General features: G+C 69.4%; 13 protein-coding genes. 6 read left to right on the forward strand and 7 right to left on the reverse strand.

All coding sequences use genetic code 11. The annotated features are described in order from the left end of the window. Nucleotides 1-2 precede the first annotated feature (2 nt). Together AC068B_RS25135 and AC068B_RS25140 are read left to right on the forward strand one after the other, a co-directional pair. On the forward strand, nucleotides 3-983 hold the full coding sequence (locus AC068B_RS25135; protein ID WP_478673896.1) for an alpha-ketoacid dehydrogenase subunit beta: 981 nt from the start codon (nucleotides 3-5) through the stop codon (nucleotides 981-983). Between the two features lie 20 nt (nucleotides 984-1,003). Then, complete coding sequence (locus AC068B_RS25140) at nucleotides 1,004-2,437, forward strand: dihydrolipoamide acetyltransferase family protein (RefSeq protein ID WP_478674168.1); 1,434 nt, start codon at nucleotides 1,004-1,006, stop codon at nucleotides 2,435-2,437. 84 nt (nucleotides 2,438-2,521) lie between these two features. Here the strand turns inward: AC068B_RS25140 and AC068B_RS25145 are convergent, their stop codons facing one another. After that, nucleotides 2,522-3,418 (reverse strand): D-alanyl-D-alanine carboxypeptidase family protein, encoded by an 897-nt coding sequence (locus tag AC068B_RS25145; protein WP_478673897.1) that lies wholly within the window; start codon nucleotides 3,416-3,418, stop codon nucleotides 2,522-2,524. 192 nt (nucleotides 3,419-3,610) lie between these two features. On the opposite strand from AC068B_RS25145, the gene AC068B_RS25150 reads away from it, so the two are divergent. Further along, nucleotides 3,611-4,273, forward strand: a complete 663-nt coding sequence (locus AC068B_RS25150) for a GntR family transcriptional regulator (protein ID WP_478673898.1) — start codon at nucleotides 3,611-3,613, stop codon at nucleotides 4,271-4,273. Then, on the forward strand, nucleotides 4,270-5,577 hold the full coding sequence (locus AC068B_RS25155; RefSeq protein ID WP_478673899.1) for an MFS transporter: 1,308 nt from the start codon (nucleotides 4,270-4,272) through the stop codon (nucleotides 5,575-5,577). Before AC068B_RS25150 ends, AC068B_RS25155 begins: the two co-directional genes overlap by 4 nt. 29 nt (nucleotides 5,578-5,606) lie before the next feature. Here the strand turns inward: AC068B_RS25155 and AC068B_RS25160 are convergent, their stop codons facing one another. Beyond that, a complete protein-coding gene (locus AC068B_RS25160) occupies nucleotides 5,607-6,431 on the reverse strand; it encodes a maleylpyruvate isomerase family mycothiol-dependent enzyme (protein ID WP_478673900.1) in 825 nt (274 codons plus the stop codon). 135 nt (nucleotides 6,432-6,566) lie between these two features. Between AC068B_RS25160 and AC068B_RS25165 the strand changes: the two genes are divergently transcribed. Then, entirely contained in the window at nucleotides 6,567-7,379 is an 813-nt protein-coding gene (locus tag AC068B_RS25165; RefSeq protein WP_478673901.1) for a carbon-nitrogen family hydrolase, read from the forward strand. Between the two features lie 185 nt (nucleotides 7,380-7,564). Here AC068B_RS25165 and AC068B_RS25170 read toward each other — a convergent pair whose 3' ends face one another. The 5 genes from AC068B_RS25170 to AC068B_RS25190 all read right to left on the reverse strand — a co-directional run bounded on the left by AC068B_RS25170 (nucleotide 7,565) and on the right by AC068B_RS25190 (nucleotide 12,348). Next, nucleotides 7,565-8,071 carry an LURP-one-related/scramblase family protein gene (locus tag AC068B_RS25170; RefSeq protein ID WP_478673902.1) on the reverse strand — a complete coding sequence of 169 codons (507 nt, stop codon included), beginning with the start codon at nucleotides 8,069-8,071 and terminating at the stop codon, nucleotides 7,565-7,567. 56 nt (nucleotides 8,072-8,127) lie between these two features. Further along, nucleotides 8,128-8,358 carry a DUF6458 family protein gene (locus tag AC068B_RS25175; RefSeq protein ID WP_478673903.1) on the reverse strand — a complete coding sequence of 77 codons (231 nt, stop codon included), beginning with the start codon at nucleotides 8,356-8,358 and terminating at the stop codon, nucleotides 8,128-8,130. Between the two features lie 77 nt (nucleotides 8,359-8,435). Then, complete coding sequence (locus AC068B_RS25180; protein ID WP_478673904.1) at nucleotides 8,436-9,734, reverse strand: M18 family aminopeptidase; 1,299 nt, start codon at nucleotides 9,732-9,734, stop codon at nucleotides 8,436-8,438. Nucleotides 9,735-9,776: 42 nt separating this feature from the next. Then, nucleotides 9,777-10,388 (reverse strand): Uma2 family endonuclease, encoded by a 612-nt coding sequence (locus AC068B_RS25185; protein WP_478673905.1) that lies wholly within the window; start codon nucleotides 10,386-10,388, stop codon nucleotides 9,777-9,779. Nucleotides 10,389-10,521: 133 nt separating this feature from the next. After that, nucleotides 10,522-12,348, reverse strand: coding sequence for an acyl-CoA dehydrogenase (locus AC068B_RS25190; protein ID WP_478673906.1), 1,827 nt, complete (start codon nucleotides 12,346-12,348; stop codon nucleotides 10,522-10,524). Between the two features lie 119 nt (nucleotides 12,349-12,467). Here AC068B_RS25190 and AC068B_RS25195 point away from each other — a divergent pair, with 119 nt between their 5' ends. After that, nucleotides 12,468-12,959 carry an SseB family protein gene (locus tag AC068B_RS25195; protein WP_055563227.1) on the forward strand — a complete coding sequence of 164 codons (492 nt, stop codon included), beginning with the start codon at nucleotides 12,468-12,470 and terminating at the stop codon, nucleotides 12,957-12,959. Nucleotides 12,960-13,062: the final 103 nt, after the last annotated feature.

Here is a 13,062-nt window from a genome sequence, read left to right on the forward strand (position 1 = left end):
CCATGGCTGTCCAGAAACTGCCCATCGCCAAGGCGATCAACGAATCGCTGCGCACGGCGCTGGAGAACGACCCCAAGGTCCTCATCATGGGTGAGGACGTCGGCAAGCTCGGCGGCGTCTTCCGGGTAACCGACGGACTGCAGAAGGACTTCGGCGAGGAGCGGGTCATCGACACCCCGCTCGCCGAGTCGGGCATCGTCGGCACGGCCATCGGCCTCGCCCTGCGGGGGTACCGCCCCGTGGTGGAGATCCAGTTCGACGGCTTCGTCTTCCCCGCGTACGACCAGATCGTCACGCAGCTCGCGAAGATGCACGCCCGTGCGCTCGGCAAGATCAAGATGCCGGTCGTCATCCGCATTCCGTACGGCGGCGGCATCGGCGCCGTAGAGCACCACAGCGAGTCGCCCGAGACGCTGTTCGCGCACGTCGCGGGCCTCAAGGTGGTCTCTCCTTCGAACGCGGCGGATGCCTACTGGATGATGCAGCAAGCCATCCAGAGCGACGACCCGGTGATCTTCTTCGAGCCGAAGCGGCGCTACTGGGACAAGGGCGAGGTCGACAAGGAGGCCATCCCCGGCCCCCTGCACAAGGCCGTCGTCGCCCGCGAGGGCAGCGACCTCACGCTCGCCGCGTACGGCCCGATGGTGAAGGTCTGTCTGGAGGCGGCCGCGGCCGCCGCGGAAGAGGGCAAGTCCCTGGAGGTCGTCGACCTGCGCTCGATGTCGCCGGTCGACTTCGACTCCGTGCAGACCTCCGTCGAGAAGACGCGGCGCCTCGTCGTCGTCCATGAGGCCCCGGTCTTCCTGGGCACGGGCGCGGAGATCGCGGCGCGCATCACCGAGCGGTGCTTCTACCACCTGGAGGCGCCCGTGCTGCGGGTCGGCGGCTATCACGCGCCGTACCCGCCCGCGCGCCTCGAGGAGGAGTACCTGCCGGGCCTCGACCGGGTGCTCGACGCCGTCGACCGCTCGCTGGCGTACTGAGGGAGAGGGTCGTGACGACGATGACAGACACTGCTCTTGCCGAGTTCAAGATGCCGGACGTGGGCGAGGGGCTCACCGAGGCGGAGATCCTCAAGTGGTACGTACAGCCCGGTGACACGGTCACCGACGGCCAGGTCGTGTGCGAGGTCGAGACGGCCAAGGCGGCCGTCGAGCTGCCCATTCCGTTCAACGGCGTCGTGCGTGAGCTCCGGTTCCCGGAGGGCACCACGGTCGACGTCGGCCAGGTGATCATCGCCGTGGACGTGTCGGGCGGTGCGAGCGCGGGTGCCCCGGCGCCCTCGCCGGAGGCGGCGCCCGAGCCGGTCACGGTGCCGGAACCGGCGACGGCTCCCGAGGCCGAGCCCGAGGCCCCCCAGGGCCGCAAGCCCGTGCTCGTCGGTTACGGGGTGGCCGAGTCCTCCACCAAGCGACGGGCCAGGAAGACCGCCCCGACGGAGGCGCCCGCCGCGCAGCCGGTGCCGCAGTCGGCGCCGGAGCCGGTAGCCCCGCAGCCCCAGTCCCTGAACGGGCACAACGGCGCCCGGCCGCTCGCCAAGCCGCCGGTCCGCAAGCTCGCCAAGGACCTCGGCGTGGACCTCGCGACGGTCACGCCGTCCGGTCCCGACGGGATCATCACCCGTGAGGACGTGCACGCGGCGGTGGCCCCGGCCCCGGCCGCCGCACCGGCCCCGCAGGTGACCGAGGCGCCCGCCCCTGCGGCGCCCGCGCCCGCCCCCGTGGTGAGCACGGACGCCCGCGAGACCCGCATCCCGGTCAAGGGCGTCCGCAAGGTCACCGCACAGGCGATGGTCGACTCGGCGTTCACGGCGCCGCACGTCACGGAGTTCGTGACGATCGACGTGACGCGGACGATGAAGCTGGTCGAGGAGCTCAAGCAGGACAAGGCCTTCGACGGGCTGCGGGTCAATCCGCTGCTGCTCATCTCCAAGGCCCTGCTCGTGGCGATCAAGCGGAACCCCGACGTCAACGCGGCCTGGGACGAGGCGAACCAGGAGATCGTCCAGAAGCACTACGTGAACCTGGGCATCGCCGCGGCGACCCCGCGCGGTCTCATCGTGCCGAACATCAAGGACGCGCACGCCAAGACCCTGCCCGAACTGGCCGGGGCGCTCGGCGAGTTGGTGTCCACGGCCCGTGCGGGCAAGACCTCGCCCGGCGCCATGCAGGGCGGCACGGTCACGATCACGAACGTCGGCGTCTTCGGCGTCGACACGGGCACGCCGATCCTGAACCCCGGCGAGTCCGCGATCCTCGCGGTCGGCGCGATCAAGCTCCAGCCGTGGGTCCACAAGGGCAAGGTCAAGCCCCGCCAGGTGACGACGCTTGCGCTTTCCTTCGACCACCGCCTGGTGGACGGGGAGCTGGGCTCGAAGGTGCTCGCCGATGTGGCGGCCATCCTGGAGCAGCCCAAGCGGCTCATGACCTGGGCGTAAGCACAGAGAACGGAAGGAGGGCCCCGCCGCGGCGAACGCGGCGGGGCCCTCCTTCCGTGCTGTCGGCGTCAGCCGGGCGTCACGTCATGCGACCTTGAAGCCGTAGTCCATGAGCTTCTTCGCGTCCGCGGTGCGGTTGTTCAGCGAGGAAGAGGTCAGGACCGTGCCGATGACCGTCTTGCCGTTGCGGGTCGCGGCGAAGACGAGGCAGTACTTCGCCTCGGGGCCGGAGCCCGTCTTCACGCCGATGGCGCCGCGGTAGGAGCCGAGGAGGGTGTTCGTGTTCGTCCACGACATGTTGCGGTAGCCACCGGACTTCGTGGTGACCTTCTGCGTCGTCGACTTCGTCTTCACGACCGTGCGGAACGTGGAGTACTTCATCGCGTTGCTGGCGAGCTTCGTCAGGTCGCGCGGCGTCGAGTAGTTCGCGCCGTGCCCGATGCCGTCGAACGAGTCGAAGTGCGTGTTCCGCATGCCGAGCGTCTTGGCGGTCGAGTTCATCTGGCCGATGAAGTTCTTCACGCGCTTGGCGCGGGTCGTGCCCTTGCCGAACTTGTCCGCGAGCGCGTACGCAGCGTCGCAGCCGGACGGCAGCATCAGCCCGTAAAGGAGCTGGCGGACGGTGACCTTGTCGCCGACGATCAGGCGGGCCGACGAGGCGTAGTTGTTGCGGACGATGTAGTCGCTGTAGGCCTTGTCGACCTTGACCTTGGAGTTCAGATTGAGGTTCCGCTGGCCGAGGACCACGCGTGCCGTCATGATCTTGGTCGTCGAGCCGGTGGAACGGCGGGTGTCGGCGGACTTGGTGAAGAGGCTCTTCCCCGTCGCGTTGTTCATCACGTAGCCGCCCTTGGCGACGATGGACGGCTTCGGCGGTGCGGCCGCGTGGGCCGGAGTGGTGAGGGCGCCGCCGGCGAGCATCGCGCTCGCGGTGATGAGGACGGCCGATACGCGACGTACGCCCTTGATGCCGGTATTCAAGTTAAGTGCTCCAAATGCCCCTGGGCTGCGGCTGCATGAGGGTGCCGCTCACTCAATAGACGAACGAGAGGGGCGGATGGATGCGCAGTGATGTCAGGGAATTTCCACCCGTGCGGCACGCCCCAGGTGCCCGCCGTGCCCGCCATGTGGACAGCGGTACCTCTGTATACCTGTTGTATCTATGCTGTGCGCATGCCAGCCACCGCTCTCGCCGCCGTCAAGCGGCCCCCCGCCGCCGAGCGCGTCTACGCGCACGTCAAGCAAGCCGTCCTGGAACGCCGTTACGAGGGCGGCACGCTCCTCACGGAGGGCGAGCTCGCGGAGGCCGTGGGGGTGTCCCGCACGCCGGTGCGCGAGGCGCTCCTGAAGCTGGAGGTGGAGGGGCTGCTGCGGCTCTACCCGAAGAAGGGCGCCCTCGTGCTGCCCGTCTCCGCCCAGGAGATCGCGGACGTCGTCGAGACGCGGCTGCTCGTCGAGACGCACTCGGTGCGCAAGGCGGTCCCCGCGCCCGCGGGCCTGATCGGCCGCCTGGAGGAGCTCCTGGACCGGCAGCGCGCGCAGGCCGCCGCCGGGGACCTCGCGGAGGCCGCGGTCACCGACCGCTGCTTCCACGCGGAGATCGTGCGCAGCGGCGGCAACGAGATCCTCTCCCGCCTCTACGACCAGCTCAGGGACCGGCAGCTGCGGATGGGCGTCGCCGTGATGCACTCCCACCCCGACCGGATCGCGAAGACCCTCGCCGAGCACGAGGAGATCCTCGACGCGCTGCGCCGCGGCGACGCCGACGCCGCGGTCGCCGTGGTCACCCGGCACGTCGGCTGGTTCCAGAACCTGGCGCGGGGCGAAGTCCGATGAGCTCAGCCACGGCGCCCGTCTCCCTGCCCGGCGACCCGCCCGGTGGGAAGAAGGCCGTCCTCGTCTGGTCGATCGGCGTCGCCGTCTACTTCGTCGCCGTCATCTTCCGGACCTCGCTCGGCGTCGCGGGGCTCGACGCCGCGGACCGGTTCCACGTCAACGCGTCGGCGCTTTCGACCTTCTCCATACTCCAGTTGCTCGTCTACGCGGGCATGCAGATACCCGTCGGCCTGATGGTCGACCGGCTCGGCACCAAGAAGGTGCTGACCATCGGAGTCATCCTCTTCACGATCGGGCAGCTCGGCTTCGCGTTCTCGCCCTCGTACGGAATGGCGCTCGTCTCCCGCGCCCTGCTGGGCTGCGGCGACGCGCTGACCTTCATCAGCGTCCTGCGGCTCGGCACCCGCTGGTTCCCGGCCCGGCGCGGCCCGATGGTCGCCCAGCTCGCGGGCCTCGTCGGTATGGCGGGCAACCTCGTCTCGACGCTCGTCCTGGCCCGGCTCCTGCACTCCGTCGGCTGGACCGCGGCCTTCGCGGGCAGCGCGCTGTGCGGTGTCGTCGTACTCGTCCTCATGACGCTGTTCCTGAAGGACCACCCCGAGGGGCACGAGCCGGAGCCCGCGCAGCACAGCGGGGCGGCCTTCGTGCGCAAGCAGATCGCGCTGTCCTGGCGGGAGCCGGGCACCCGGCTCGGCCTGTGGGTGCACTTCACGACGCAGTTCCCCGCGATGGTGTTCCTGCTGCTGTGGGGGCTGCCGTTCCTCGTCGAGGCGCAGGGCCTGTCCCGGGCGGCGGCCGGTGAACTGCTCACGCTCGTCGTGCTGTCCAACATGGTCATCGGCCTCGTCTACGGCCAGATCGTGGCCCGGCACCACGCCGCCCGCCTCCCGCTGGCGCTCGGCACCATCGGGACGACGGCGGCGGCCTGGGCGGCCACGCTCGCCTATCCCGGGGACCACGCCCCGATGTGGCTGCTGATCGTCCTGTGTGCGGTCCTCGGCGCCTGCGGGCCCGCCTCCATGATCGGCTTCGACTTCGCGCGGCCCGCCAACCCGCCGGAGCGGCAGGGCACGGCGTCCGGCATCACCAACATGGGCGGCTTCGTCGCCTCCATGACGACGCTGCTCGCGATCGGTGTGCTGCTCGACGCGACCGGCGACAACTACCGCATCGCCTTCTCCGCCGTCTTCGTCCTGGAGGCCGTCGGGCTCGTCCAGATCCTGCGGCTCAAGTCACGGGCGGTGCGAAGGGAGCGGGAGCAGCTCGTCGCCAGCCGCGTCGAGGCCGTGCACGTCCCTGCCTGAAGCGGGCGCGCCCTCATCCGTCGGCAGGGTCAGGGAGTCACCGCGAAGTCCCGCAGGATCGCGTCCGCCAGCTCGTGGTCGCCCTCGATCTTGACGCGGTCCGCCACGGACGCGTACGTCACGCGGCCGCAGGCGAGCTTGAAGTACGTCTCCCAGTCGAGGCCGAGGGTGGCGAGCGGGCCCAGCGAGGGCGCGTTGTCCACGGTGCCCCTGCCGTCGCCGTCGATCCGGACCGTGCGCAGGAACTCGACGGGACCACTCACGTCGAAGACGACCGCCGAGTTGGCGGGGGCGCCCGCCTTCTCGCCGACGACCTTCGGGAGGCCCTGGAGGAGCAGGTCCCGGGTGACGTAGGCCCCGGGGGAGTCGAGGTGGCCGGGTTTGCGCAGCGTCGTGCGGAGGTCCTGCTCATGCACCCACACGTCGAAGGCCCGCAGCCGCATGGCCAGTTCGAGGGTCTGCTCGGAGCCGAGGGGGCCGCGGATCTTGGTGGAGGGTTCCCGCGACTCGTTCCGCAGCTGCCGGGAGCGGCGGATGATCGTGTACTCCAGCTCGGAGGTCATCTCCGGCGCGGTGTGGTGGCGCCGCACGTCGACCTGCATCTCCATGTACCGCTGGCTCTCGTTCTGCACGTGGTACAGATCGCGGGGCAGGGTGTGGATCGGGCGGGGGTCGCCCAGCATCTCGCAGTCGAGGCCTATGACATGGGAGATGATGTCGCGCACCGACCAGCCGGGGCAGGGGGTGGCCCAGTTCCACTCCCCCTCGGCGAGCGGCGACACCAGCTCGGATATCGCTTCGACGGAATGTGTCCAGGCATCGGCGTAGGTTTGCAGGCTGGGATGGAGACTCACGGGACCCCTTGCGGTTGTGCGCGGGCGGTGGGTGTCTGAGACGTTAAGTTACGCTGCCCGCAGGCACCCCGGCAGTGCTTTCGTGTGACGATCGTAGGCCCGTGTTGACGGCTCGAATGCCAGGACGGTGGTAGTGTGCGCGCCTCCCTCATCCAGATCGCCGTAGACGAGGACGAACCGGTCAATTCCCGTCGGTCGCGGGTTGCTTCACTTGTACGTGAAGTGAGCGCGCGGGACGGATCGGATCTGGTCGTTCTCCCCGAACTGTGGACGACGGGCGCCTTCGCGTACGAGTCCTTCGCGGCCGAGGCGGAGCCCTTGGAGGGCCCGACGTACGAGGCCATGTCGAAGGCCGCGAGCGAGGCGGGCGTCTGGCTGCACGCGGGCTCGATCCCCGAGCGGGACCCTGAGGGGCCGCTCTACAACACCTCGCTCGTCTTCTCCCCGGCCGGTGAGCTCGCCGCCGCCTACCGGAAGATCCACCGCTTCGGCTTCGACAAGGGCGAGGCCGTCATGATGGCGGCCGGTTCCGAGCTGGCGACGGTGCGTACGCCGGACACCACGTTCGGCCTCGCGACCTGCTACGACCTGCGCTTCCCCGAGCTCTTCCGGGGGCTCGTCGACGCGGGCGCCGAGATGTTCGTGGTGCCCGCGGGGTGGCCCGCGCGGCGCCGGGAGCACTGGCTGCTGTTCGCGCGGGCGCGGGCGGTCGAGGACCAGGTGTACGTGCTGGCGTGCGGGACCGGTGGTTCGCACGCGGGGGTTCCGCAGGCCGGGCACAGTGTCGTGGTCGACCCGTGGGGCGAGGTGCTCGCGGAGGCGGGTGACGGTGAGGAGGTCCTTACCGTCGACCTCGACCCCGCGAAGGTCGCGGCCACCCGGGAGCAGTTCCCGGCCCTGAAGGACCGCCTCCTCGGGCAGGCGCCGCCGCGGGGCGCGAGGCCCTAGCGGGAGATTTTCCTGCCGGGTGCGGGTGCGGGTGCGGGTGCGGGTGCGGGTGCGCGACTGCGGGTTCGTCGTGGCTGGTCGCGCAGTTCCCCGCGCCCCTTGAACGCGGCTCCGCCGCGATCTTCGGGGGCGGGTCCGGCACAGTCCCCCCCCCCGCGCCCTTGAACGCGGCTCCGCCGCGATCGTCAGTCGTCGTCTCCGTCTCCCTCCCGCTCCTTCTCCGCCAGCCGGATCACGCAGACCGCGACGGCGAGGAGGAGCGCGGGGTCGGCGTCCTCGCGGGTGATCTGCAGGCCGTACGTCTCGCGCACGTGGAACCAGCGGCGCGAGATGTCGGCGAGCAGCTCACCGTCGTACTCGATGGCGAACTCGCGGTCGAGGATCTTGCCGCTGACGTCCAGCTCGGTGCCGTCGACCAGCGCGACGCGGTAGTGGTTGCGCAGCAGCGACAGGCGTTTGCGCTTCACCCTGGCGAGCGGCTCGCCCTCCCGCTCGATGACCATCGTGTCGCGCAGGGCGAGCATCTTGGCGTGGATGTCGATGAGGACCCTGCCCTGCATGTCCTTCAGCTCGAAGGTGTCGCGCAGGCGCATGGCCTTGCCGTCGACGAGGAAGACCTTGCGGCCCTGGTCGTCCTCGATCCAGTAGTCGTCACCGATGCCGAGCATGCGGTCGCGTACGAGAAGTCTCATGGCGCATGACTACCCCGAAGCGCCGCACTTCGGACACGGTCGGCTGCTGTGGGGCGTCAGTAGTTGCGGGGCTGCTGGTCCGGGTCGACGACGGTCGTCTGGGCGACCGGCGGGACCACTGCCTTCCTGCGACGGGCGATGCTGGTGAAGACGGCGACACCGATGAGCCCCACGGCCATCATGATGACTCCGGCGACCGTGAGGTTGAGCCCCTCCATCTCCCAGTCGGTCGCGAACGTGAGGATGGCACCCACGGCGATCAGGATGATGCATCCGCCGAGACCCATATGGACCGCCTCCCTGCGTAGTGGCTACGGAGCCTCCGAGTACCCGGAGGCTCCGTACCCACACAGGCATTCGGAGCTCAGCCCTCCAGGAACGCCACCAGCGCGTTGGCCAGCATGTGCGGGTCGTCGGCGCCGCACAGCTCGCGCACGCTGTGCATGGAGAGGATCGCGACGCCGATGTCGACGGTCTTGATGCCGTGCCGCGCCGCGGTGATCGGGCCGATCGTCGTGCCGCACGGCATCGCGTTGTTGGAGACGAACGACTGGAAGGGAACGCCCGCCTTCTCGCACGCGGCGGCGAACACCGCGCGGCCCGAACCGTCGGTGGCGTAACGGTTGTTCACGTTGACCTTGAGGATCGGTCCGCCGTTGGCGCGCGGGTGGTGCGTCGGGTCGTGCCGCTCCGCGTAGTTGGGGTGGACGGCGTGACCGGTGTCGGAGGAGAGACAGACGGTCCCCGCGAACGCCCGCGCCTTGTCCTCGTACGACCCTCCGCGCGCGAACACGGACCGCTCCAGCACGCTGCCGAGCAGCGGGCCGTCGGCGCCGGTGTCGGACTGCGAGCCGTTCTCCTCGTGGTCGAAGGCGGCGAGCACGGGGATGTACGCGAGGTTCTCCTGGGCGGAGACGGCCGCGAGGGCCGCCGTCGCGGAGTGCACGGACAGCAGGTTGTCCATGCGGGGGCCCGCGACCAGTTCGCGGTCGCGGCCGAGGAAGGCCGGTGCCTCGATGGCGTACGTCATGAGGTCCCAGCCGGTGACGTCGCCCTCGTCGAGCCCGGTCTCGTCCTCCAGGAAGCCGATCAGGTCGCCCTCGTGGACGTCGTTGCCGAGCCCCCAGATGGGCTGCATGTGCTTCTGCTTGTCGAGCTTGAGCCCGTCGGTGTGCACGGACCGGTCCATGTGGATGGCCAGTTGGGGCACGCGCAGCAGCGGCCGGTCGATGTTCACGAGCCGCGTGGTGCCGTCGCGCAGCGTGAGGCGTCCGGCGAGGCCGAGGTCGCGGTCGAGCCAGGAGTTGAGCAGCGGCCCGCCGTAGATCTCGACGGCGACCTGCCGCCAGCCGTGGGAGCCCGCGTCGGGCTGCGGCTTCACGCGCAGGTTGGGGGAGTCGGTGTGGGCGCCGACGATGCGGAAGGGGGTGTGCGCGGACGCGCCCTCCGGGACGTACCAGGCGATGATGGCGCCGCCCCGCAGCACGTACTTCCCGCCGGTCGTGCCGTCCCAGGCGTCAGTCTCCTCGACCTGCCGGAACCCGGCCTTCTCCAGCCGCTCGGCGGCGCTCGCCACGGCGTGGTACGGCGAGGGGCTCGCCGCGAGGAAGGTCATGAGGTCTTCGGTGTGGCCGCGGTCGAAGGGGCCGGAGGGTGTGCGCATGGCTGCCAGCCTAATGGGGCCGGTGTTCGAGTGGCGGGGCGATCAGAGGCGGTGGTATTCGGTGAGGTCGATGTCGATCGTGAACGGCACCGAGAGCTTCAGCCGGTCGTGGTGGATGCCGGTGCACGCGTACGCGCCGGTGTGTGGGTCGAGCTCGTAGGTGTGGACGGCGGGCCGCTTGTTCTCGTCCATCCTGACCAGCCAGTAGTGCCGGATTCCGGCTGCGGCGTACTTGCGGGGCTTGGTGTCCTGGTCGCGGTCCTCGGAGTCGGGGGAGACGACTTCGACGGCGAGGAGGACGTCCGCAGCCTGGTAGCGAGTCATGCAGTCGTCGGCATCTGCCTCCGCGGTCACGACCACGAGGTCAGGCTCGGGTGCCTGCTTGCGGCCGAGGACGACGGCCATCTCGCGGCGGACGCGCAGGTGCTCGGGGACGGTGGCCCGTACGCCGTTCACCAGGAGGTCCATCGCCAGCGTATGGAACTTGCGCTGCGGACTCACGAAAACCAGGCTCCCGTCGATCAGTTCTGTGTGCGGCGGGAGGTCGAGCGCGAAGAAGTCGTCCGTCGTGTAGCCGTCCTGGGGCGGCATCGGCCACGCCGAGCCGTCGGGCTGGAGCGCTTGCAGCTCGTCGGTGTGGGGCTCGGCGGTCATGGTTCCTCCCATGGACGGGATTCTCGGCCGTTCACTCAGCGTACCCAGCCCATACGACAATGCCGCCACCCGAAAGGATCGGGTGGCGGCATCGCGCTGACGTGCGAGAGGAATCTGGTCGAAGCAGGTCGAACTAGAACGCCGCCTCGTCCAGCTCCATCAGGTCAAGCTCCACGCCCTCGGCGAGCTTCCGCTCGTTCGCGACGCCCGGCAGGACGTTCGTGGCGAAGAACTTCGCGGCCGCGATCTTGCCCTGGTAGAAGGCCACGTCCTTGGCCGAGGCCGTCTCCAGCTTCTCGGCTGCCACCGCGGCACCGCGAAGCAGCAGATAGCCGACGACGACGTCGCCCGAGGCCATCAGGAGGCGCGTGGTGTTCAGGCCCACCTTGTAGATGGCCTTCACGTCCTGCTCGGTGGCCGCGAGGTCGGTCAGCATGACGCCGACGATGGCCTCCAGCTCGACCGCGGCCTTGGCCAGCTCCTCGCGGGCGCCGGCCAGCTGCTCGCCGCCCGTGCCGACCGCGAGGAACTTCTTGATCTCCTCGGCCAGGCCGTTCAGCGCGGCGCCCTGGTTGCGGACGATCTTCCGGAAGAAGTAGTCCTGGCCCTGGATCGCGGTGGTGCCCTCGTAGAGGGTGTCGATCTTGGCGTCCCGGATGTACTGCTCGATCGGGTACTCCTGGAGGTACCCCGAGCCGCCGAACGTCTGGAGCGACTGCGCCAGCTGCTCGTACGACTTCTCCGAGCCGTAGCCCTTCACGATGGGCAGGAGCAGGTCGTTGAGGGCGTGCAGCTGCGACGCGTCCTCGCCCGCGGCCTCCTTGACCTGGATGTCGTCCTGGACGGCCGCGGTGTGCAGCACCAGGGCGCGCATGCCCTCCGCGTACGCCTTCTGCGTCATCAGGGAGCGGCGCACGTCCGGGTGGTGGGTGATCGTCACCTTCGGCGCGGCCTTGTCCATGAACTGGGCCAGGTCGGGGCCCTGGACGCGCTCCTTGGCGTACTCCAGCGCGTTCAGGTAGCCCGTCGAGAGCGCCGCGATGGCCTTCGTGCCGACCATCATGCGGGCGAACTCGATGATGCGGAACATCTGGCGGATGCCGTCGTGCTTGTCGCCGATCAGCCAGCCCTTGGCGGGGTGCTGGTCGCCGAACGTCATCTCGCAGGTGTTGGAGGCCTTGAGGCCCATCTTGTGCTCGACGTTCGTGGCGTACGCGCCGTTGCGCTCGCCCAGCTCGCCGGTCTCCCAGTCGAACTCGTACTTCGGGACGAGGAAGAGCGAGAGGCCCTTGGTGCCGGGGCCGTGGCCCTCGGGGCGGGCGAGGACGTAGTGGAGGATGTTCTCCGACATGTCGTGCTCGCCGGACGTGATGAAGCGCTTCACGCCCTCGATGTGCCAGGAGCCGTCCTCCTGCTGCACGGCCTTGGTGCGGCCCGCGCCCACGTCCGAACCTGCGTCCGGCTCGGTCAGGACCATCGTCGAGCCCCACTGCTTCTCGACGGCGATCGAGGCGACCTTCTTCTGCGCCTCGTTGCCCTCCTCGAAGAGGATGCCCGCGAATGCGGGACCGGAGGAGTACATCCACACGGCCGGGTTCGCGCCGAGCAGCAGCTCCGCGTAACCCCAGATCAGGGAGCGCGGGGAGGTCGTGCCGCCGATCTCCTCGGGCAGGCCGAGGCGCCAGTACTCGGAGTCCATGAAGGCCTGGTAGCTCTTCTTGAACGTCGCGGGCACCGGGGCGGTGTTGGTGGCGGGGTCGAAGACCGGCGGGTTGCGGTCCGCGTCCTCGTACGACTCGGCGAGCTCGTTCTCCGCGAGGCGGCGCAGCTCGTCGAGGATGCTCTTGGCGGTGTCGACGTCCATCTCCGCGAACGGGCCGGTGCCGTACAGCTTGTCGCGGCCGAGCACCTCGAAGAGGTTGAACTCGATGTCGCGGAGATTCGACTTGTAGTGGCCCATGGCGAAGGCTCCGTAAGCAGAAAAGGGATGAGTACCAGCAAGTAGACATGATGATGCTACCCGTCGGTAATAAGAAGCAACCCCTAACCGCCCATCTGTGACTCAGTACGCTTACGCGCATGTACGGCTACGACCAGAACCCCGGCGCCCAGCAGCAGTACGCCCCGCCGGGCGCGCAGCCGCCGCCGCAGCAGATGCAGGGCATGCCCGGCGGTGGCTACGGCCAGCAGCCTCCGCTCTATCCCGAGCCCTCGCCGCCGTCCCTCGCGGACGCGGTGCGCGCCTTCACGACGGGGTCGATGTCCGCCGAGGACTTCCAGCAGGCCTTCGCCACGTCGAAGGTCTACTGCCCGCGCGGCGACAACCCCGGCTTCCTCGCGCTGCACAACACCCAGCAGCCCGTGATCCCGATGTTCACCTCCCTCAAGGAGCTGCGCCGGTACGCGGGCAAGGACTCCAAGTACTTCGTGATCACCGGCGCGGAGGTCATCGACCTGCTCCCGACGGGGTACGGCTTCGTCCTGGACATGGAGGGCGAGCACCGCATGGTCTTCGACGCGAAGGCCGTGGAGCAGATGGTCGACTTCGCGATGCGTCGCATGTACGGCTAGGGCGCCGCTCGTAGTTCGTAGATCGTTTCTGGCCGCTCATGAAGCCCGGAGGGAATTCCCTCCGGGCTTCACTCGTTCCAGGTGGCAGAAAGTTCTACGTTCA

This window comes from Streptomyces sp. NPDC042371, assembly GCF_056437465.1.